The 20,371-nt window shown below is 46.8% G+C and carries 17 protein-coding genes and 4 rRNA genes; 20 read left to right on the forward strand and 1 reads right to left on the reverse strand.

Features of this window, described 5'->3' with window-relative positions:
* The first annotated feature begins 120 nt into the window (after positions 1-120).
* From rrf (NSQ91_RS00060) to NSQ91_RS00115, 12 genes are all read left to right on the forward strand, one after another.
* Positions 121-237: ribosomal RNA gene (gene rrf, locus NSQ91_RS00060) — 5S ribosomal RNA — on the forward strand.
* A 154-nt stretch (positions 238-391) separates the two neighbouring features.
* A complete protein-coding gene (locus tag NSQ91_RS00065; RefSeq protein ID WP_076130912.1) occupies positions 392-2,008 on the forward strand; it encodes an ABC transporter substrate-binding protein in 1,617 nt (538 codons plus the stop codon).
* Complete coding sequence (locus NSQ91_RS00070; RefSeq protein WP_076130914.1) at positions 2,005-2,994, forward strand: ABC transporter permease; 990 nt, start codon at positions 2,005-2,007, stop codon at positions 2,992-2,994. The genes NSQ91_RS00065 and NSQ91_RS00070 overlap by 4 nt, the downstream gene beginning before the upstream one ends.
* Positions 2,991-3,857 carry an ABC transporter permease gene (locus NSQ91_RS00075; protein WP_340916053.1) on the forward strand — a complete coding sequence of 289 codons (867 nt, stop codon included), beginning with the start codon at positions 2,991-2,993 and terminating at the stop codon, positions 3,855-3,857. The genes NSQ91_RS00070 and NSQ91_RS00075 overlap by 4 nt, the downstream gene beginning before the upstream one ends.
* Entirely contained in the window at positions 3,857-4,621 is a 765-nt protein-coding gene (locus tag NSQ91_RS00080; RefSeq protein WP_076130917.1) for an ABC transporter ATP-binding protein, read from the forward strand. Before NSQ91_RS00075 ends, NSQ91_RS00080 begins: the two co-directional genes overlap by 1 nt.
* The gene (locus NSQ91_RS00085; protein WP_340916056.1) at positions 4,612-5,361 is read left to right on the forward strand and encodes an ABC transporter ATP-binding protein; all 750 of its coding nucleotides are present in this window, start codon (positions 4,612-4,614) and stop codon (positions 5,359-5,361) included. The genes NSQ91_RS00080 and NSQ91_RS00085 overlap by 10 nt, the downstream gene beginning before the upstream one ends.
* Before the next feature lie 21 nt (positions 5,362-5,382).
* The gene (locus tag NSQ91_RS00090) at positions 5,383-6,441 is read left to right on the forward strand and encodes an aminotransferase class V-fold PLP-dependent enzyme (protein WP_076130920.1); all 1,059 of its coding nucleotides are present in this window, start codon (positions 5,383-5,385) and stop codon (positions 6,439-6,441) included.
* Positions 6,442-6,443: 2 nt separating this feature from the next.
* A complete protein-coding gene (locus tag NSQ91_RS00095) occupies positions 6,444-7,595 on the forward strand; it encodes an amidohydrolase family protein (RefSeq protein WP_340916058.1) in 1,152 nt (383 codons plus the stop codon).
* A gap of 426 nt (positions 7,596-8,021) precedes the next feature.
* Positions 8,022-9,579 (forward strand): 16S ribosomal RNA (locus tag NSQ91_RS00100).
* A gap of 232 nt (positions 9,580-9,811) precedes the next feature.
* A 23S ribosomal RNA gene (locus tag NSQ91_RS00105) occupies positions 9,812-12,738 on the forward strand.
* 127 nt (positions 12,739-12,865) lie between these two features.
* Positions 12,866-12,982 (forward strand): 5S ribosomal RNA (gene rrf / locus NSQ91_RS00110).
* The 16S, 23S and 5S rRNA genes sit together here, the layout of an rRNA operon.
* 258 nt (positions 12,983-13,240) lie before the next feature.
* Complete coding sequence (locus NSQ91_RS00115; RefSeq protein WP_036678856.1) at positions 13,241-13,654, forward strand: hypothetical protein; 414 nt, start codon at positions 13,241-13,243, stop codon at positions 13,652-13,654.
* A gap of 63 nt (positions 13,655-13,717) precedes the next feature.
* Here the strand turns inward: NSQ91_RS00115 and NSQ91_RS00120 are convergent, their stop codons facing one another.
* Complete coding sequence (locus NSQ91_RS00120) at positions 13,718-14,242, reverse strand: hypothetical protein (protein WP_076194944.1); 525 nt, start codon at positions 14,240-14,242, stop codon at positions 13,718-13,720.
* Between the two features lie 209 nt (positions 14,243-14,451).
* On the opposite strand from NSQ91_RS00120, the gene NSQ91_RS00125 reads away from it, so the two are divergent.
* From NSQ91_RS00125 to yabA, 8 genes are all read left to right on the forward strand, one after another.
* Positions 14,452-14,637: a sigma factor G inhibitor Gin gene (locus NSQ91_RS00125; RefSeq protein WP_036678851.1), complete on the forward strand. Its 186-nt coding sequence runs from the start codon at positions 14,452-14,454 to the stop codon at positions 14,635-14,637.
* Between the two features lie 208 nt (positions 14,638-14,845).
* Positions 14,846-16,384 carry an aminotransferase class I/II-fold pyridoxal phosphate-dependent enzyme gene (locus NSQ91_RS00130; protein ID WP_340916061.1) on the forward strand — a complete coding sequence of 513 codons (1,539 nt, stop codon included), beginning with the start codon at positions 14,846-14,848 and terminating at the stop codon, positions 16,382-16,384.
* Positions 16,385-17,026 carry a dTMP kinase gene (gene tmk, locus NSQ91_RS00135; RefSeq protein ID WP_036678846.1) on the forward strand — a complete coding sequence of 214 codons (642 nt, stop codon included), beginning with the start codon at positions 16,385-16,387 and terminating at the stop codon, positions 17,024-17,026. It begins immediately after the preceding gene.
* A 126-nt stretch (positions 17,027-17,152) separates the two neighbouring features.
* Positions 17,153-17,482, forward strand: coding sequence for a cyclic-di-AMP receptor (locus tag NSQ91_RS00140; RefSeq protein ID WP_036678844.1), 330 nt, complete (start codon positions 17,153-17,155; stop codon positions 17,480-17,482).
* A gap of 51 nt (positions 17,483-17,533) precedes the next feature.
* Positions 17,534-17,977: a YaaR family protein gene (locus tag NSQ91_RS00145; protein WP_036678842.1), complete on the forward strand. Its 444-nt coding sequence runs from the start codon at positions 17,534-17,536 to the stop codon at positions 17,975-17,977.
* Between the two features lie 17 nt (positions 17,978-17,994).
* Complete coding sequence (gene holB / locus NSQ91_RS00150) at positions 17,995-18,969, forward strand: DNA polymerase III subunit delta' (protein WP_076099912.1); 975 nt, start codon at positions 17,995-17,997, stop codon at positions 18,967-18,969.
* A 139-nt stretch (positions 18,970-19,108) separates the two neighbouring features.
* Entirely contained in the window at positions 19,109-19,909 is an 801-nt protein-coding gene (locus NSQ91_RS00155; RefSeq protein ID WP_036678838.1) for a PSP1 domain-containing protein, read from the forward strand.
* A 30-nt stretch (positions 19,910-19,939) separates the two neighbouring features.
* Complete coding sequence (gene yabA, locus NSQ91_RS00160; RefSeq protein WP_036678835.1) at positions 19,940-20,305, forward strand: DNA replication initiation control protein YabA; 366 nt, start codon at positions 19,940-19,942, stop codon at positions 20,303-20,305.
* Positions 20,306-20,371: the final 66 nt, after the last annotated feature.

Here is a 20,371-nt window from a genome sequence, read left to right on the forward strand (position 1 = left end):
ATGCAGATTTGTTTCGGATTCAGTTTTCAGGCATCAAGCCTGTAACACGCTTAGAAATTCATTGTCACTTCTGGTGATGAACCGAATTTCACGCGGCAGCGTCTGTTTCACAGACGCATGTTTGGTGGCGATAGCGGAGGGGTTCCACGCGTACCCATCCCGAACACGACCGTTAAGCCCTCCAGCGCCGATGGTACTTGGACCGAAGGGTCCTGGGAGAGTAGGACGTTGCCAAGCACACAAGACCACTGTTGAGTAATCGACAGTGGTCTTTTTGTTATGTATATTTACTTAAGGATTGTTGCAAATTAAATTATGTTTGACAGACTAGAGTGTTTAACCCATAATACAATTCATACTAAACATATAAGAATTATAGGGGGAGCGAATTATGTCGTACTTTAGTGTATCTATTAAGAAACCGATTCTGTTGGGGGCAATAGCAGTTTTGCTATTGATGTTAATTGCAGGGTGCTCGGGGTCTAATAATAAGGCTGATTCAAATAAAGAGGCACAGGAAAGTGCGAGTCCGGCAACTCAAAGTCCTCAAACTGCAGAACCTGCAACGGGAGGGACTTTCGTCTATGGACGACCTGCTTCTGTAACTTCGCTGGATTTGCATAATCAGATTACGTCCAACAATGCTTTTGCAATCGACAAAGTTTTTGAATCATTAGTCGCTTTTGACAGCAAAGGTGAAATTGTAGATTGGCTTGCTAAGTCACATAATATCAGTGAAGATGGTCTGACGTATACATTCGAGCTTCGTGATGGTTTGAAGTTTTCCAATGGTACGGATGTGACCGCAGAAGATGCTGTATTCTCTCTTGAGCGGCACTTGAAGGTAGGCGGCCCGCTGGCAATATCCGCAAAGGTCGACACAATCAAAGCGCAAGATAACAAAACGCTTGTTATTACACTTAAAGAGCCTTATACACCATTTATCTCGGAGCTATCTAATTTCTCAAATGGTATCCTTCCTAACAATTTCGGGGGAGTATCCGAAGAGGAATTCTTCAAGAAACCAATCGGTACGGGACCTTTTGTTGTTGAAACATGGGACACTGCTGGTGATCTGACCTTCACTAAGAATACATTCTACTGGCAAGAAGGTAAACCCTATATTGATAAGCTCGTTTATAAGCTGATTGAAGATGACAGCCAAGCGATTAACCAGCTGAAGGCTGGAGAAGTTAATGCTATTGAATCTTTGGCTCTGCAAAATGCCAATGAGATTAAAGATGGGGCTGACACTAAAGTAGTTACTAACGGTAGTTGGGTGACAGAGCAATTGTTCTTTAATACGTTGGATGAACATTTTTCTGATGTGCATGTCCGTCGCGCTCTGGCGCTGGCGCTTGATCGTGAGGGCTTGACCAAGGCGTTAACCTTTGGTTATGCACAAACAGCAAACTCATTGCTGCCAACAACGATTCCTTATAACGCAAATGATACAATCAAAGCACTGAACTTTAATATCGAAGCAGCCAAGGAGGAGCTTGCCAAATCTGCCTTCCCTAATGGCTTCACTACCAAATTACTTGTAGCATCCGGTAATAGCACAAGAGCTCAAGAGGCACAAATTATTCAGGCAGCGGGCCAAACGATCGGGATTAAGATTGAGATTGAATCGATTGAACTTGCCACTTTCCGTGAACGTTTCTTCGCATATGATTTTGCGGCAATGCTGAACAGCGGCCAAGCGGATTCCCCTGAAGCGAACTCAATTATTGCTTTCCAGACCGATCCGGAAGGCTTCAGCAAATCATATTGGACGCATTATACAAATGATGAAGTAACGAAGCTTCTATATGAGGGACAAAAAACTGCGGATGGCGATGAACGTGCACAAATCTATACTAAGCTGCTGCAGACCCTTGCTGATGAAGTTCCTTATATTCCGCTTTACTATCCAGATGTTTTAAAAGGTATTCGTTCTTCAGTTGACGGTCTCGTTGTTCTACCGAACGGCAGTGCCCGTTTCGAAGATGTCCGCATCAGCCAATGATGAATCTTAAGCAGGTGTTAAATCAACCGAAAGGAAGCAAGGGTTCTTACAACTGGCTTGTGATATCTCTTATAAAAGCATTGGCAGTGATCTTCTGCGTAATGATAGCGGTCTTTTTCATCATTCGAATCGTGCCGGGAGATCCAGCAAAAATGATTTTGGGAGAATACAGCACCCCTGAGGCGCTCAAGAGTATGCATCATACTCTTGGGCTGGACCTCCCTTTATGGGAGCAATTCATCCGATTTGTGAAGACGCTGTTTACTCAAGGAGATACTGGAAACTCCATTATTATGGGGACATCAACAAGAGAGTTGATTACACAACGGGCCCCTGTTACTTTGCTGCTCATCGTGATGGCTTGTGTGTTGGCGATTTTCGTATCCCTTCTGCTCGCTACGGTAGCCGCTACGCATAAGGATAAACTGCTGGACCATTTGATACGTATTTTTCCTACAATTACTCTAGGTATGCCAATCTTCTGGGTTGGCTTACTTTTAATTTTGCTCTTTAGTGTCCGGCTTGGCTGGTTCCCTGTTGGGGGAGTAAGTGAAGGGTGGGTCGGAACCTTGCATAGTCTTGCACTTCCAGCAATCACTGTTGCTTTTTCACAGGTTCCTACGCTTGTTCGTTCATTAAGAGCGCAGATGCTTGAAGTGTTAGAATCGGATTTTGTAGTCACCCTTAAGGCTGCGGGCATACCAAACAGGGTTATTTTATTTAAACATGTGCTGCGCAACTCTGCTCTTCCTACGTTAATGCTGCTGGGTGTGAATATTTCTTATTTAATCGGAGGCACCTTGGTCGTTGAGCAGGTATTTGGAATTAAGGGAATTGGCAGCTTATTGTTCACTTCAATTTCGAAACGGGACTTTCCGGTTATTCAAGGAATAGCACTTTACTGTGCGCTATCTGTTGTGATCATCAGTCTCTTGATTGAAATCATTTCCTGGTGGCTTGATCCCAGAACGAAAGGAAAACAATGAAAACTATAAGACTAGACTCGCGATTGTATGAAGACGGTAAGATAACAAGCGGCTTAAAGCGAATATGGAATACCCCATCACTTCTAGTGGGAATTATTATGTTTGCAGCTCTTATTCTCTTGACTGTGTTTATACCTTATATAAGTCCTTATGACCCCTCTGAGCAAAATTTGAGTGCCTTTTTACAGCCTCCGTCAGCCGAACATTGGTTGGGAACTGATCAATTAGGGCGTGATCTGTTTACCAGACTGGTTTATGCAGCGAGGACTGATTTGAAAATCATGGTCTTGGCAGAAATCATTCCCTTTTGCACAGGTGTATTTCTAGGAATGCTGGCAGGATATTACGGCAAATGGATCGATACAGTTATTACGCTGTTGTCAGATACATTCATCGCCTTTCCTTTTTATCTGATGGTTATTATCGTGGCTTTTGCAAGTGGAGCAGGAGAACGAGGCATTTATATTACTTTTATTTTTGTAGGATGGATTGTCTTTGCCCGTGTCGTCAGAGGTCTTAGTGCTTCTTTTCGTAATCAGGAATGGGTGGCGTCCGCTCAAACCTTAGGGCTACCAGGAGTGAAAATTATTTTGCGTCATCTCCTGCCGAATGTACTTCCGCAAGCCGTGGTCGTCCTTATGACAGATATGATTGGATTGCTTGTTGCCATTGTTACGCTCGGGTATCTTGGTATCGGCATTACACCGCCAACTCCTGACTGGGGGACAATGATTTCAGATGGACAGCCCTTCATCACTACAGCTTGGTGGCTCTCGGCCGTTCCGGGATTTGCAGTGGTGTATACGGGGATAGCTTTGTCGCTCCTAGGTGATGGTTTGGCAGACATATGGAGGAAAAAATAATGTCTATACAACCCATTTTAGAAATAGAGGCGCTATCGCTGGCAGCTAAGTCAAATGAGAGATTGGTCAATAATGTTAGTTTTTCGCTGAGTAAAGGGGAGAGTCTGGGATTAGTAGGTGAATCGGGATCAGGAAAATCGCTTACGCTGCGTGCAATTTTAGGCTTGCTTCCAAATGGTGTTGAACAGACTGGTGGCACCATTAAAAGTGACGTAAGCAGTGCGATGGTATTTCAAGATCCAAGAGGTGCGCTTGATCCGCTCTGTACGGTTGTCAAACAACTGGCTGAAGTTGTGTATTACAGACAGAAAGTAAGCCGTAAGACTTCGCGGGTAATTGCACTGGAACTGCTCGAAAGGCTTGGTCTCCCCGATTCATTGAAGAAAAAGGACCGGTATCCGAGTCAGCTGTCAGGCGGTCAGTGTCAACGGGTAGTCATCGCTCTGGCACTGGCGTGTAAGCCAGGCATACTTCTCTGTGATGAGCCGACAACGGCACTTGACGTCACGGTTCAACGGCAAATTATTGAGACGATCACGAGCCTCCAGCATGAGCTCAGTTTTGCCATGGTATTTGTTACGCATAACCTAGCGATTGCAGCAAACTTGTGTTCACGGCTATGTGTAATGAAACAGGGGCAGATTGTTGAGCAGGGCAATACTCTTGATATTTTGCAAAATCCGAAAGACCCTTACACACAGATGCTGATTGATTCGGTGCTTCCTTTGCCAGAGCTTGAAGGGAGTAGAGACTCATGCAATTAGCCTTGCAAATAAAAGATTTAACTGTTCATTATGGCGGCTTTACTGCACTGGATCGTATCAATATGAATCTTGAGCAGCACACCACCCTTGGGCTTGTTGGAGAATCCGGATCAGGGAAATCTACGCTGGCGCGAGTAATTGCTGGACTGATTGCCCCAAATGAGGGACAGATTCTGTTGGGTACCCAAGAATTAAAAAAGAAAAGAAGCCGTGAGCAGCACAAAACAATCCAGATGATTTTCCAAAATCCAGATGCTTCGCTAAATCCTAAACATTCGATTAGGCAAATTCTTTCCGAGCCCTTATTGTTTCATAAAATAGTGGGGCGTACAGATGTTGAACAAAGATGCAAAGAGCTTTTGAATCAAGTTCATTTAGGACAAAAGGCGTTAGACAAATTCCCGCATGAATTTTCCGGCGGGCAGCGTCAACGGATAGCGATCGCTCGTGCATTAAGTGTTGAGCCAAACATCCTGATCGCAGATGAACCTACAAGTGCGTTGGATGTATCTGTGCAGCTTAGTGTGCTCGAACTGTTCAATACGCTGAAGGCTGAGCTTAATCTCACCATGCTTTTTATTTCTCATGATCTAGGAGTAATCAATGCAATTAGCGATACGGTAGCAGTTATGCGGCAAGGAAAGCTCGTGGAGCAGAGTCCGCGGGATCAATTCTTCATCCGTCCTAAACATGAATACAGTTATGAGCTGTTGTCGGCGGTTCCGAAAATGCCAAAATAAAGTACATCAGGAGGTTTTTTTATGAACCGAGAACATAAAGGATACGTGCCACTTTCACTGGCTGAGTACAATAAGCTAACACATTTAATTTCCAAAGTCTTGTTTACTGAGCACCCTCCAGTTATCATTCCGGCTGAGGCAATCCTTGGAATCGAGGCGGTAGCCGCCGGAATAGCTGCACCTGGTCGAACCATTGTAAATATAGTAACAGGTCCTTATGGAAGTTTATTTGGAAAATGGCTTGAGCGGGGTGGAGCAACGGTTGTTGAAGTAAAGGTTCCTTTTGATGAAGTGGTCACTAGCGACCAAGTTGCTTCCGCGATTAAGGAGTTTAAACCTTGTGCCCTTTCTTTTGTTCAAGCTGAAGTGGTTACTGGAGGCTCTAATCCTGCTAAAGAAATATTTGAAATTGCAAAAGAATTCAATCTAATTACTGTGTCGGACTCCGTATCTGCGGTTGGGGGAGAGGCCCTGCTGGTGGATGAATGGTCCGTTGATTTTGCAGTTATAGGTGCGCAAAAAGCCTTAGCTGGACCCAACGGTGTTAGTGCCGTAAGTATTTCTCCACGTGGCTGGGAATTTCTTGAGTCGAATGAAAATGCTCCACGCAATTCTATTTTATCCTTGCTGGAGCTGAAACCATCACTTGGAGACGCCGCGCCATTGCGGGTTGCCCCAAACATTCCTACGCTGGAGGCTAGAGCCTTGACTCAAGCTTTGACACGAATTGAAGAAGAAGGATTGGATCAAGTAATCAAACGCCATGAGCGAGCCGCAGCAGCTGCTGTAGCTGGTATTAAATCCTTGGGGCTTGAGCCTTGGCAAAAGGACAGCAGACATTATTCTACGCTGACTACAACGGTGCGGATTTCTGGAAAGCAAGAGTTGCGGATTGAGCAGCCTATAGGCATTGTGGCTCCCGGAGACGGAGAATTATTTGGCCATCTTCTACGGATCAACCATTTTGGAACGAATGCTGAGCGGCAAAGTGTGGAGAAGGCTATATCCACGCTTGCCGAACTGTTGAAACAAGACCCAGTTCAGGCATTAGCAGCTGTTCGGCTGGCATGGGGGGAATGAAGATGATTCATAAGCATCCAGAGCTGCAAACGTTCAATGACATTTTTATAGCAGGTATCGAAGGCAGACGTTTTGATGTCGTGATAAAGGATGGGCGTTTTTCATCCATTACTGAAGCGGATCCGCATCAAGTAGAGTCAAATCTTGCAGGAACAGATCTGTGGCTAAGTCCGGGTATTATTGATCTTCATACGCATTTAGCTTGGACAGATTTTGACCACTCTGATCAATTGAAGCGCGATGCCAACGAGATCGAAATTATGCAGGCACAAGCTTTTGAAGCTACTCTTAGAACGGGTGTAACGACTGCCCGTGATGCAGGTGGGATTCTGCCGAGCACAGTGCAGCATCTTGTTCAGCAATATCAGCATCCATTAAGAGTGCAGACCAGTAGCGATATGATTGGAGCAGCAGATGCCCGTGGTCTCAAGCATTTAGAACAACGCATGGCGGAAATCTTTGCTACAGGAGCGGGTTGGATAAAAATCATGGCCACAGGCGGGCTTGGAGCACCTACCGAGAAAGTCGTTGACCCGATCTTTTCCGAAGAAGAGTTCTCGTTCATTGTTCGTAATGCACATGCCCAAGATAAGAAGGTACTGGTTCATACCTGGGGCGGAGTGACGATAGACTGGTCCATCCAGGCCGGCGTGGAATCAATAGAGCATGGGATGTTTCTAACTGAGGATCAGGCAGGAAGACTTGCTAACTCGCGGGTAGCGTTTGTACCCACTACATCAATTTATCGTATTGCTGCAGACCCAAAAGGCGTTCTAGCGTTGAACCCGATCATTTGCGACCGAGCTGCCCGCGCTGCCGAATGTCATTCCAAGGCCATTCATTATGCAAAAAGAGAAGGCGTTCGTATTGGATTCGGTACAGATTATGCCACACCTGCACTACATGGCTATAACCTTCAAGAACTGGATACATTGATTGATTATGGCTTAACTCGGAGAGAAGCGTGGCAGGCTGCGACTAAAAGTGCTGCAGATATTCTGGGGAGCGGTAACGAGCTGGGACAAATTGCAGAAGGTTTTATTGCAGATGCTGTTGTTTTCAAAGTGGATCCATATGAAGCGCACAATGCGGAGGCACTTCGAAGCAATATCATTGCCGTAATTACTGGAGCGAAGGAAGCGGAATTAATCTAGAATCGTCTAAGCTTCTTCTAAAAAACAACTGTTATCTTCTGCAGTTGTTTTTTTACTTTCTAGATAATTAGATGATAAGGGGAGGTAGTTATTATAATACGATAATACATAGATGATGTTTTATGCATTTGATTATATATAAAAAAACTCTTGCAATGCATCTCCATACATGATATATTCTAAGTCCGGCCAAGAAGTACACATGCCGAGCTCGAAAAAGAAGTTAAAAAAAAGAGCTTGACATTAAATAGCCGAACATGATATAGTATAAGAGTTGCTGCTGAGACATTAAACGGCGCCAACGAGAACTTGATCTTTGAAAACTGAACAACGAGTGAGTAGGAAATCACGTAAGTGAAATCCAAAATTAGAGAATTAATTTTCTCGTCAGATGTTTCAAAATGAGCATATCGCTCTTTTCAATACTAATTGGAGAGTTTGATCCTGGCTCAGGACGAACGCTGGCGGCGTGCCTAATACATGCAAGTCGAGCGGAGTTATTTTGAAAGCTTGCTTTCAAAATAACTTAGCGGCGGACGGGTGAGTAACACGTAGGCAACCTGCCCTTCAGACTGGGATAACTACCGGAAACGGTAGCTAATACCGGATAATTTCTTTTTTCTCCTGAGAGAAGAATGAAAGACGGAGCAATCTGTCACTGAGGGATGGGCCTGCGGCGCATTAGCTAGTTGGTGGGGTAACGGCCCACCAAGGCGACGATGCGTAGCCGACCTGAGAGGGTGAACGGCCACACTGGGACTGAGACACGGCCCAGACTCCTACGGGAGGCAGCAGTAGGGAATCTTCCGCAATGGGCGAAAGCCTGACGGAGCAACGCCGCGTGAGTGATGAAGGTTTTCGGATCGTAAAGCTCTGTTGCCAGGGAAGAACGTCCGGTAGAGTAACTGCTACCGGAGTGACGGTACCTGAGAAGAAAGCCCCGGCTAACTACGTGCCAGCAGCCGCGGTAATACGTAGGGGGCAAGCGTTGTCCGGAATTATTGGGCGTAAAGCGCGCGCAGGCGGCTATTTAAGTCTGGTGTTTAAACCTTGGGCTCAACCTGAGGTCGCACTGGAAACTGGGTGGCTTGAGTACAGAAGAGGAAAGTGGAATTCCACGTGTAGCGGTGAAATGCGTAGATATGTGGAGGAACACCAGTGGCGAAGGCGACTTTCTGGGCTGTAACTGACGCTGAGGCGCGAAAGCGTGGGGAGCAAACAGGATTAGATACCCTGGTAGTCCACGCCGTAAACGATGAGTGCTAGGTGTTAGGGGTTTCGATACCCTTGGTGCCGAAGTTAACACAGTAAGCACTCCGCCTGGGGAGTACGGTCGCAAGACTGAAACTCAAAGGAATTGACGGGGACCCGCACAAGCAGTGGAGTATGTGGTTTAATTCGAAGCAACGCGAAGAACCTTACCAGGTCTTGACATCCCTCTGAATCTGCTAGAGATAGCAGCGGCCTTCGGGACAGAGGAGACAGGTGGTGCATGGTTGTCGTCAGCTCGTGTCGTGAGATGTTGGGTTAAGTCCCGCAACGAGCGCAACCCTTAACTTTAGTTGCCAGCAGGTAATGCTGGGCACTCTAGAGTGACTGCCGGTGACAAACCGGAGGAAGGTGGGGATGACGTCAAATCATCATGCCCCTTATGACCTGGGCTACACACGTACTACAATGGCCGGTACAACGGGAAGCGAAGCCGCGAGGTGGAGCCAATCCCATCAAAGCCGGTCTCAGTTCGGATTGCAGGCTGCAACTCGCCTGCATGAAGTCGGAATTGCTAGTAATCGCGGATCAGCATGCCGCGGTGAATACGTTCCCGGGTCTTGTACACACCGCCCGTCACACCACGAGAGTTTACAACACCCGAAGTCGGTGGGGTAACCCGCAAGGGAGCCAGCCGCCGAAGGTGGGGTAGATGATTGGGGTGAAGTCGTAACAAGGTAGCCGTATCGGAAGGTGCGGCTGGATCACCTCCTTTCTATGGAGAATCGTTCTCTGCAATGAGGACATTCAAATCGGAAGCTCAGCTTCCAAAACTCAGGTTTAGGCCTGTTACTCACTCGTTGCTCAGTTTTGAGAGTTTAAGCTCTCAAGTAAGACTTGATCCTTGAAAACTGGATACCGAAACGAATTTGCGTTTTAGAACATCTTTTAGCAACTTGTGTAAACAAGTAAATGTTATTAGTGAGATTTTTCTTCGGAAAAATCAAGGTTAAGCTAATAAGAGCACACGGAGGATGCCTAGGCGCCAGGAGCCGACGAAGGACGTGGCGAACAACGAAACTGCCTCGGGGAGCTGTAAGCAAGCTTTGATCCGGGGGTGTCCGAATGGGGAAACCCAGCTGTGGTAATTCGCAGTTACTCATACCTGAATACATAGGGTGTGTAGAGGCAGACCAGGGGAACTGAAACATCTAAGTACCCTGAGGAAGAGAAAACAATAGTGATTCCGTCAGTAGCGGCGAGCGAACGCGGAACAGCCTAAACCTAAGAGCTTGCTCTTAGGGGTTGTGGGACGTCTCACATGGAGTTACAAAGGAATATGGTAGGTGAAGAGGTCTGGAAAGGCCCGCGATAGAGGTAAAAGCCCTGTAACCTAAACTGTGTTCTCTCCGAGACGGATCCCGAGTAGTGCGGGGCACGTGAAACCCCGTATGAATCCAGCAGGACCATCTGCTAAGGCTAAATACTACCTGGCGACCGATAGTGAAACAGTACCGTGAGGGAAAGGTGAAAAGCACCCCGGAAGGGGAGTGAAATAGAACCTGAAACCGTGTGCTTACAAAAAGTCAGAGCCCTATTAATGGGTGATGGCGTGCCTTTTGTAGAATGAACCGGCGAGTTACGTTTAACATGCAAGGTTAAGCCGAGAAGGTGGAGCCGCAGCGAAAGCGAGTCTGAATAGGGCGACTTAGTATGTGGACGTAGACCCGAAACCGTGTGATCTACCCCTGTCCAGGGTGAAGGTGCGGTAACACGCACTGGAGGCCCGAACCCACGTACGTTGAAAAGTGCGGGGATGAGGTGGGGGTAGCGGAGAAATTCCAATCGAACTCGGAGATAGCTGGTTCTCCCCGAAATAGCTTTAGGGCTAGCCTCGGTATAAGAGTAGTGGAGGTAGAGCACTGATTGGGTGCGGGGTCCGCAAGGATTACCAAGCTCAGTCAAACTCCGAATGCCATATACTTATTGCCGGGAGTCAGACAGTGAGTGCTAAGATCCATTGTCAAAAGGGAAACAGCCCAGACCATCAGCTAAGGTCCCCAAGTGTGTGTTAAGTGGGAAAGGATGTGGAGTTGCACAGACAACCAGGATGTTGGCTTAGAAGCAGCCACCATTGAAAGAGTGCGTAATAGCTCACTGGTCGAGTGACTCTGCGCCGAAAATGTAACGGGGCTAAACACACCACCGAAGCTATGGCTAGATACGTATGTATCTGGGGTAGGGGAGCGTTGTGTAGGGGTTGAAGGTGTACTGAAAAGAGCGCTGGACACTACACAAGTGAGAATGCCGGTATGAGTAACGAAAAGATCAGTGAGAATCTGATCCGCCGAAAGCCCAAGGTTTCCTGAGGAAGGCTCGTCCGCTCAGGGTAAGTCGGGACCTAAGGCGAGGCCGAAAGGCGTAGTCGAAGGACAACAGTTTGAAATTACTGTACCACCGTAATCCGCTATGAGCGATGGGGTGACGCAGGAGGGTAGTGACGCGGACTGATGGATGTCCGTCTAAGCAGTGAGGCTGATGTGTAGGCAAATCCGCACATCGTTAAGGCTGGGCTGTGATGGGGAGCGAAAATTATAGTAGCGAAGGTCATGATCTCACACTGCCAAGAAAAGCCTCTAGCCAGGAGAAGGTGCCCGTACCGCAAACCGACACAGGTAGGCGAGAAGAGAATTCTAAGGCGCGCGGAAGAACTCTCGTTAAGGAACTCGGCAAAATGACCCCGTAACTTCGGGAGAAGGGGTGCCCCGGTAGTGTGAATAGCACGAGGGGGCCGCAGTGAAAAGGCCCAAGCGACTGTTTAGCAAAAACACAGGTCTGTGCGAAGCCGCAAGGCGAAGTATACGGGCTGACGCCTGCCCGGTGCTGGAAGGTTAAGGGGAGTGGTTAGGGGTAACCCGAAGCTATGAACCGAAGCCCCAGTAAACGGCGGCCGTAACTATAACGGTCCTAAGGTAGCGAAATTCCTTGTCAGGTAAATTCTGACCCGCACGAATGGCGTAACGACTTGGGCGCTGTCTCAACGAGAGATCCGGTGAAATTTTAATACCTGTGAAGATGCAGGTTACCCGCGACAAGACGGAAAGACCCCATGGAGCTTTACTGCAGCTTGATATTGAATTTGGGTACGATCTGTACAGGATAGGTGGGAGCCGTAGAAATCGGAGCGCAAGCTTCGGTGGAGGCGCCGTTGGGATACCACCCTGATCGTATCTAGGTTCTAACCTAGTACCCTTACCGGGTACGGGGACCGTGTCAGGCGGGCAGTTTGACTGGGGCGGTCGCCTCCTAAAGAGTAACGGAGGCGTTCCAAGGTTCCCTCAGAATGGTTGGAAATCATTCGCAGAGTGCAAAGGCATAAGGGAGCTTGACTGCGAGACCTACAAGTCGAGCAGGGACGAAAGTCGGACTTAGTGATCCGGTGGTACCGCATGGAAGGGCCATCGCTCAACGGATAAAAGCTACCCTGGGGATAACAGGCTTATCTCCCCCAAGAGTCCACATCGACGGGGAGGTTTGGCACCTCGATGTCGGCTCATCGCATCCTGGGGCTGAAGTAGGTCCCAAGGGTTGGGCTGTTCGCCCATTAAAGCGGTACGCGAGCTGGGTTCAGAACGTCGTGAGACAGTTCGGTCCCTATCTGTCGTGGGCGCAGGAAATTTGAGAGGAGCTGTCCTTAGTACGAGAGGACCGGGATGGACGTACCGCTGGTGCACCAGTTGTTCCGCCAGGAGCATGGCTGGGTAGCTACGTACGGACGGGATAAGCGCTGAAAGCATCTAAGCGTGAAGCCCCCCTCAAGATGAGATTTCCCAATTAGTAAGACCCCTTGAAGACGACGAGGTAGATAGGTTGGAGGTGGAAGTGCAGCAATGCATGGAGCTGACCAATACTAATCGGTCGAGGGCTTATCCTATACTTAGAATGCAAATTCGTTTCGGATTCAGTTTTCAGGCATCAAGCCTGTAACACGCTTAGAAATTCATTGTCACTTCTGTGATGAACCGAATTTCACGCGGCAGCGTCTGTTTGACAGACGCATGTTTGGTGGCGATAGCGGAGGGGTTCCACGCGTACCCATCCCGAACACGACCGTTAAGCCCTCCAGCGCCGATGGTACTTGGACCGAAGGGTCCTGGGAGAGTAGGACGTTGCCAAGCACATTAAGCCATTGTTGATTTATCAGCAGTGGCTTTTTTGTTTTTTTTGGACAAGAGTGTTATTTGAAGGGGAGTACAACATCTGAAGGGGCTGTAATTGAGTGACATTTTTGTTACCGACGCTGAGGTCGATACAAGTATAATAGATAAGTGCAAATAATAAGCAACATCTCTAATACGAAGGAACTACTCATAAATTCTAACTTTGAATTTTCTTGTGTCTTTAGATGCATTGTGGAGGTAAGGAGGATTTAAGGCATGAAACAAACAAGAATTATTAAGATATTAATTTTTTCGTGTATAGTAGCTTTAATACTGGCAGGCTGCGGTACGAAAGCGCCCAGCTGGGATGCTTTTGAGGGTGCGCTAAACGAGAAAAATTTCCCTGTGCCCCAAGAGGCGTACTCACCAGACCAGACTACGACAAACGTTGCTATGGATTATGTGCGTTATTCTTTACCTGGATTAAAGGAGAAGAACGGCATCCCAGAGGAGTATATGGATACTATTAAGGCCTGGGGATGGGTTGAACAGGAAGAGGAGAATACCGATTCATCTGGTGTTTTTCAGAAGGATGGAGTAACGGTTCATTTAACAGTGCATGATGATTATTTTATAGTTATGATTCCTAAAGAAAAGAAGGCCTTAATTAAAGGTCTTAAGACAAAATAAATAATCGCCGTCCTTTATGGATGGCGATTATTTATTTATATGCGAACACAGGTTAACTGTACTCTATTGAGAGTAATAGGAGGCATCGGATGGATTAAACTTCAGCATGCCTTCCTTGTTGCGTTGATTTATTTTGAACAGTGTATAGAGACGGGGCAATAAAAGCCACAAGTGGCAAATAATCAGGGATACTGTAAATGCCGGTGGAGACCAAAAAATAAAGAGAGCTGCAATACAAAGACCAATATAAAAATTATGTAACTGTACTTTACGGAAAATGCGGTAACTAATGTGTTGATCTGGCATGAAGCCAAGCCACGGGATTTTAAATGAGATGGACCATCTTTTTGAAATAGGATGCCCAGAGATTAGAAGTACTGAGCGTGAAATAACATATTGAACCCAGAACATAACCGGAGCAGCTATAATTAAGTAGAGAATACTCCACCAAGAAAGAAAGACTGTCTCGAGCACAAGGACCAAAAGAGGGAGCAAAATATAAACACGCAGCAGAGGTGCCGTTAGATTAATTTTTTTGATTAATTTATATTGATAGAATGTAGCAGCGCCTTTGGTGTTGGGTTCCATATAAAATAGACTAACCTCCTCACAGATTCATATGTTCTTAATATCGGCGAATGAAAGCATTTTATTAAACTATGGGCGAATATTCACCGATATAGGGGCAGCGGAATATATATAATACACGAAACGAAGGATATGAAAAAACTATGAAAAGGTTTAAAATGATAGAAGGTGTATCATACTGTTCTTAAAAGAGTCAAGGTGGGATGGTTATGGAACAGCAAACCGGGCAAGCTTGTATCATTTGTGGGCAGGAAAAAGAAGAAGGTATTGTGATTGTCTCGCATTTTATTTGTGAGGATTGTGAGGCAGAAATGATCCGTACCGAGGCAGAAGATGCTAAGTACCGTTTTTTTATTGGCCAGATGAAGAAAATCGGATTGCAAAAGAACGCTTAAGTAGAGTAACTCTGTTAATTGATGCGGATAAGAGAGCAGTCTGGATGAAAGATATAAGGGCTGCATTAGAGATATTCATATACGGCTTCCTCGTTGTTTAAGCGGGGGGAGCCGTTTTGCTGTTCAGTCAGATGCTTTTATGAGGAAACATAGGAGTTTCTGAATATTTACGTTAAAATAGAAGGAACCCTATGGGAAGGAATTTAATATGAATAAATTACAACGATGTAGGGCACCTGTATACGAAATGCTGGAGCAATATAGAATTGTGGGTAATATATCTTATCATGTGCCGGGACATAAAAATGGAGCGGCATATGACGGCGTAGAAGGCGCTGGGTTTCTAGATGAGGTCATGAAGTACGATGTTACGGAGATTACCGGTACGGATGATCTTCATCATCCTGAGGGAGTCATTAAGGAAGCACAGGAGTTGGCTGCGGATTGCTTTGGAGCAGAGGAGAGTTTTTTTCTAGTTGGCGGAAGTACGGCGGGTAACCTGGCGCTGATTCTAACGGCTTGCCCCGAGCCAGGAATGATTCTGATTCTTCAACGAAATGTGCATAAATCAGTGATTCATGGTCTTATGTTAGCTGGAGTGAGGGCTGTTTTCGTCGAGCCGCTGATTGATCCACTCAGCGGCTTGGCAGTAGCGCCGGCGGCAGAAGCTGTTGAGGCTGCACTTGCAGCCTATCCGGAAGCCGCCGCTGTATTTGTCACCATGCCCAATTACTACGGCATGGGCAGTGACCTTGCGCCCCTCGCGCGTATTTGCCACGACAGCGGTATACCGCTGCTTGTCGATGAAGCGCATGGGGCGCATTACGGGCAGCACCCGGCACTGCCTGCCGGGGCGCTTGCTTGTGGCGCGGACGGCGTAGTGCAGTCCACGCACAAGATGCTCACTGCGATGACCATGGGCGCTATGCTGCATGTTCAAGGGCAGCGGCTCGACCGCGCCCTGCTCTCGCAGCGGCTCGCCATGGTGCAGAGCTCCAGCCCATCATATCCTATGATGGCGTCGCTTGATCTTGCCCGGCGGCTGCTGCACAGCCGGGGCAGCGATGCTTTCACGGCAGGGCTGGCCGCCGTGGATGTCCTGCGGCGCGGCCTTGCCGAGCTGCCGCGCTATGGATTGGTGCAGCCGGCAGAGCCGCTGCACGACGGCACGCCGCTGCATAAGGCGGCGTACGAGACGCAGGACCCCTTCAAAGTCGTCATTTATGACGCCACCGGGGTCCTAGGTGGTTTCGAGCTGCAGCGCAGGCTCGAGGCTAAGGGCTGTGTGCCGGAGATGAGTGACGACCGGCACGTAGTGCTGCTGTTCAGCCTCGGTTCGAAGGCCGAAGATGCAGCAAGGTTATTGCAGGCGCTGCGGGAAATAGATTCGGAGGTTACATCCGAATCACCGCACACCGCTGGCATTTTAGAATCTCAAAATATTTCCACGTGGAACAATTTGAATGTTTTACAAATCTCAGCACCTGTTCCCTTCTCTTTGAAGCCGGTATCAGTCAATGAGGTAGAAAGTATTAATCTTGAACACAGCGTGGGGAGAGTAGCTGCAGAAATGGTAATTCCCTATCCACCAGGCATTCCATTATTATATCCGGGTGAAGTCATCACAGATCAGATACAGCAAAGACTGACTGGTTTAGCTTATGGAGGCGCGAAGTTCCAGGCTTGTGCTGATCCGGTCTTGCAGCGTATTAAGGTATACAACATTCAGAAGGGCGGAGAAGTATAAGTGGGCAAAGAAGGTTTCTTCATAACATTAGAAGGGGGCGAAGGCTCCGGAAAAACAACGGTACTGGGCAGAGTAGCAGCATATTTGCAGAATCGGTCCATGCCCTATCGAATTACACGTGAACCTGGAGGCATAGAAATCGCCGAAAAAATTCGCTCTATTATTCTGGATCCTGCCCATACTGCAATGGATGCACGTACTGAGGCATTGCTGTACGCTGCATCAAGAAGCCAACATCTCGCTGAAGTAGTAGAGCCAGCTCTTAGAGAAGGGCTTACAGTCCTCTGTGACCGCTTTGTAGACAGCAGTCTCGTTTATCAAGGACATGCAAGAGGATTAGGTATGGAAGAGGTGTGGAGTATTAACCGTTTTGCTATTGGAAATCGCATGCCCGATCTAACCTTTTATCTGGATGTAGACCCTGAGATTGGATTATCACGGATTGCGGCCAATCAAGATCGCGAAGTCAATCGTCTGGATATGGAGAGTCTTGCCTTTCATCAGAAGGTTCGTGAAGGTTATCATTTATTAATTAAGGCGAATCCGGAGAGAATAGTAGTTCTTGATGCAAACCGCCCTATTCATCTGGTAGAACAAGATATCGTGAGAACTCTTGAAGAGAGAGTATTAAAGGGTTTTTAGGGTGTTTTGTCTAATATAATAAGAGAAGTGGCATATAACTAAGCGTTTGCTTATGAAGTGAGGTTACTACTAAGAACACATTAAGTAGTAATACTCCATAAAACTTTTTTGGGAGGGAATGCGAAGATGAAGTTGATCATTGCAATTATCCAGGATAAAGACAGTAACCGGTTATCCAGTGAGCTAGTAAAAGCCAATTTCCGTGCTACCAAACTCGCAAGTACAGGTGGATTTCTGCGGGCGGGAAATACGACATTTATGATTGGGGTAGAAGACAGTCAGATCGAAGCTGTATTGAACGTTATCCGTAACAGCTGTAAAGTGCGTGAACAACTAGTCACTCCAGTAACTCCGATGAGTGGCACGACGGATTCCTATTTACCGCTCCCTGTTGAAGTACAGGTCGGTGGCGCTACTGTATTCGTGCTTCCTGTAGATCGTTTCGAACATTATTAAGTATAATATAAATGAGTAAGTCATTTACAAAAAAGGGGCGGTAGATAACCTTTGAAGATCAATCCGGGATATAGGCCCTTAAAGAGTGAGCTTCCAAATGCAGAAGGGGCTAATAAGCCTGTTCAGCAGAAATCGTTCTCTGACGTTTTTCAGCAGCAAGGTGAACAGAAAACCAAAGATGAACTAAACCGCCAGATCAAAGAAATACAGTCACAAGGCGACCGTTTATCTAAGTCTATGACCATTCGTGAACTCACCATTTACCGGATGATGATCAAAAGGTTTCTGGAAGAAACCGCTCGTAGAGGCGTTATACTGAAAGAGACACGTGGATGGGATAGACGTGGGCGGGGTAAGCGTTACAAGCTGCTTGAGGAAATTGATGCGGCTTTGCTATCTATGGCAGACGATCTGCTGAATAGTGAGCAGGGCCGAATAGATCTGTTGGGACGTGTTGGAGAAATTCGTGGGTTGTTAATCAACCTTTCTTTTTAAAGTTTTGGGAGGAAATTATGCCTTTTCATGATATAGTAGGCCAGGAGCATGCTAAACGGCTACTCCAAAATGCCTTGCGCAAGGATGCTGTGAGCCATGCTTATTTATTTACAGGACCAGCAGGCAGTGGACAAATGAAGACGGCGCTGATGTTTGCCCAAGCAATTTTTTGCACGGAAAGCAAGGATGACGCCTGTGGCGAATGTCTAGAGTGCCGAAAGGTTGAGCATGGAAACCATCCTGATTTGTCATTGCTGCAGCCCGACGGTGCAAGCATAAAAATAGACCAGATCCGTGAGCTGCAGCGTGTCTTTTCCTATCGATCTGAGGGTGTGAATCCAAAGGTTTATATTATAGATGGGGCAGACAAAATGACGGTACAAGCTGCCAATAGTTTGTTGAAGTTTCTGGAAGAACCGCCAGCTCCGGCAGTGGGAATCCTAATATCTGATAATAGTCGTTCTTTATTGCCGACGATTCAGTCACGGACTCAGCGGATCCCATTTAGTCCGTTAAATCCGGATATTATGCTTCAAGCGCTAGCAAGTGAGGGTGTGCCGATCCCCTTAGCTCGATGTGCAGTATCACTCAGTTCGGGACTTGATGGTTGCAGGGAACTTTTGGAACAGAATTGGTTTGCAGAAATGAGAAATCTAGTGTTACAATTAGCTAAGGAGTCCTTAAGCAAGGGCAGCTCCACGGTAGCAACTGCCGGGCAGAAGCTGTTCAAGACTGGGCTCGCTGAACATTTGGATATCCTTTTCAGCATGTTCCATCTATGGTTTAAAGATATGCTCTACTTCCTGTACCGCAAGCACGAAAGTATCGTTTTTATAGATCAGTTAGACTTTATTTCCAGGCATGCCCGTGGGCGCAGTGCGGAACAATGGGTGGCTTATATGGGATATGCTGCAGAGAGTACTAAGAAGCTGCGTTCCAATGCCAATGCCCAGTTGTGTCTGGAGCAGTTCTTAATCCGACTGGAAAGTTAAAGGATTAGCAATGATATATCCTCCGGATGTCGCTTTACCTGGAAGTATCGTTTTAACAGACGAGGAAGGACAAGCATGGATCATCAGGGAGCGGACATGCCCATAGGTTCCTTTTACCGGCAAACAAGGGGGTTAATTTTTGTACAGCGTAGTAGGTGTCCGTTTTAAAAAAGCGGGTAAAATATATTATTTTGATCCACTTGATTTTCCGATTGAACGAGATCAATGTGTTATTGTTGAGACAGCACGTGGGGTGGAATACGGTAAGGTTGTCGTAGGCAAAAAAGAGGTGGAGGAGTCCGATGTTGTACTACCCCTCAAAAAAGTGATGCGTATTGCCGGAGAAACCGACGCACGCGTTGTTGAGGAGAACAAAAGCGCCGCTAAGGAGGCTTTTACCACCTGTTTAAATAAAATACGCGACCACGGTCTCAAAATGAAGCTCGTAGATGTAGAGTTTACTTTTGACCGTAATAAGATTATATTTTACTTTACGGCCGAAGGACGCGTTGACTTTAGAGAATTGGTTAAGGATCTGGCAAGTATTTTTCGGACCCGCATTGAGCTTCGGCAAATTGGGGTACGTGATGAAGCTAAGATGCTAGGTGGACTTGGACCTTGTGGACGAGTGCTTTGCTGCTCCTCTTGGTTAGGGGATTTTGAACCCGTATCCATAAAAATGGCCAAGGATCAGAACCTTTCACTTAATCCGACGAAGATTTCCGGACTTTGTGGACGTCTGATGTGTTGTTTGAAATTTGAGCATGACAATTATGAGAGTGTAAAGGAAGAAATGCCAGCGGTCGGCAAGATTGTCGTGACCTCATTGGGGGATGGCAAAGTAGTAGGAATCAATGCCGGAAACCGTACGGTTCATGTACAGTTGTTTGAAGTGGGCAAAGTTAAGGAACTTCCAATGGATGATGTTGTCGTCAAGTAAACCATATAAGGTTACTTTCGGGGTGGAAACTTGGAGAAGAAAAATATATTTGCACACATGCAGGATATGGAAGCGCAGATGGAAACGATGCGCGCCAATCTTGGAGAATGGAAACAGACGGTAAAAGAACTGATGGAAGCTAACCAGAGGTTAACTCTGGAGAATGAACAGCTTCGCAAAATTTTAAAGCGGGATGCACCTTTGGATCCTACCGTAGATTCTGCGGAGGCGGAAGCTCTTTTAGCTACCGGAGAGGGAACAGAAGAGGTTGTCGGGGAAGGTTATGACAACTTGGCTCGACTTTACCACGAAGGCTTTCACATCTGTAATGTTTATTTTGGACATTTACGCACGGAAGGTGACTGTCTGTTCTGTCTTTCTTTTCTTAATAAATGAGGATATCCAGCCGTAGGAGATTAATCCTACGGTTTTTTTTGAATTTTAGCCCATAGGCATATGCCT

This window comes from Paenibacillus sp. FSL R7-0048 (assembly GCF_038004505.1).
GTDB classification, from domain to species: Bacteria; Bacillota; Bacilli; order Paenibacillales; family Paenibacillaceae; genus Paenibacillus_AQ; species Paenibacillus_AQ odorifer.

Coding starts and splice junctions, on each gene's coding strand:
- NSQ91_RS00095 (WP_340916058.1), top strand. CDS start 6,444: ATGATTCATAAGCATCCAGAGCTGCAAACGTTCAATGACATTTTTATA.
- holB (WP_076099912.1), top strand. CDS start 17,995: ATGCCTTTTCATGATATAGTAGGCCAGGAGCATGCTAAACGGCTACTC.
- NSQ91_RS00070 (WP_076130914.1), top strand. CDS start 2,005: ATGATGAATCTTAAGCAGGTGTTAAATCAACCGAAAGGAAGCAAGGGT.
- NSQ91_RS00115 (WP_036678856.1), top strand. CDS start 13,241: ATGAAACAAACAAGAATTATTAAGATATTAATTTTTTCGTGTATAGTA.
- NSQ91_RS00075 (WP_340916053.1), top strand. CDS start 2,991: ATGAAAACTATAAGACTAGACTCGCGATTGTATGAAGACGGTAAGATA.
- NSQ91_RS00065 (WP_076130912.1), top strand. CDS start 392: ATGTCGTACTTTAGTGTATCTATTAAGAAACCGATTCTGTTGGGGGCA.
- NSQ91_RS00120 (WP_076194944.1), bottom strand. CDS start 14,242: ATGGAACCCAACACCAAAGGCGCTGCTACATTCTATCAATATAAATTA.
- NSQ91_RS00125 (WP_036678851.1), top strand. CDS start 14,452: ATGGAACAGCAAACCGGGCAAGCTTGTATCATTTGTGGGCAGGAAAAA.
- NSQ91_RS00090 (WP_076130920.1), top strand. CDS start 5,383: ATGAACCGAGAACATAAAGGATACGTGCCACTTTCACTGGCTGAGTAC.
- NSQ91_RS00080 (WP_076130917.1), top strand. CDS start 3,857: ATGTCTATACAACCCATTTTAGAAATAGAGGCGCTATCGCTGGCAGCT.
- NSQ91_RS00085 (WP_340916056.1), top strand. CDS start 4,612: ATGCAATTAGCCTTGCAAATAAAAGATTTAACTGTTCATTATGGCGGC.
- NSQ91_RS00130 (WP_340916061.1), top strand. CDS start 14,846: ATGAATAAATTACAACGATGTAGGGCACCTGTATACGAAATGCTGGAG.
- NSQ91_RS00140 (WP_036678844.1), top strand. CDS start 17,153: ATGAAGTTGATCATTGCAATTATCCAGGATAAAGACAGTAACCGGTTA.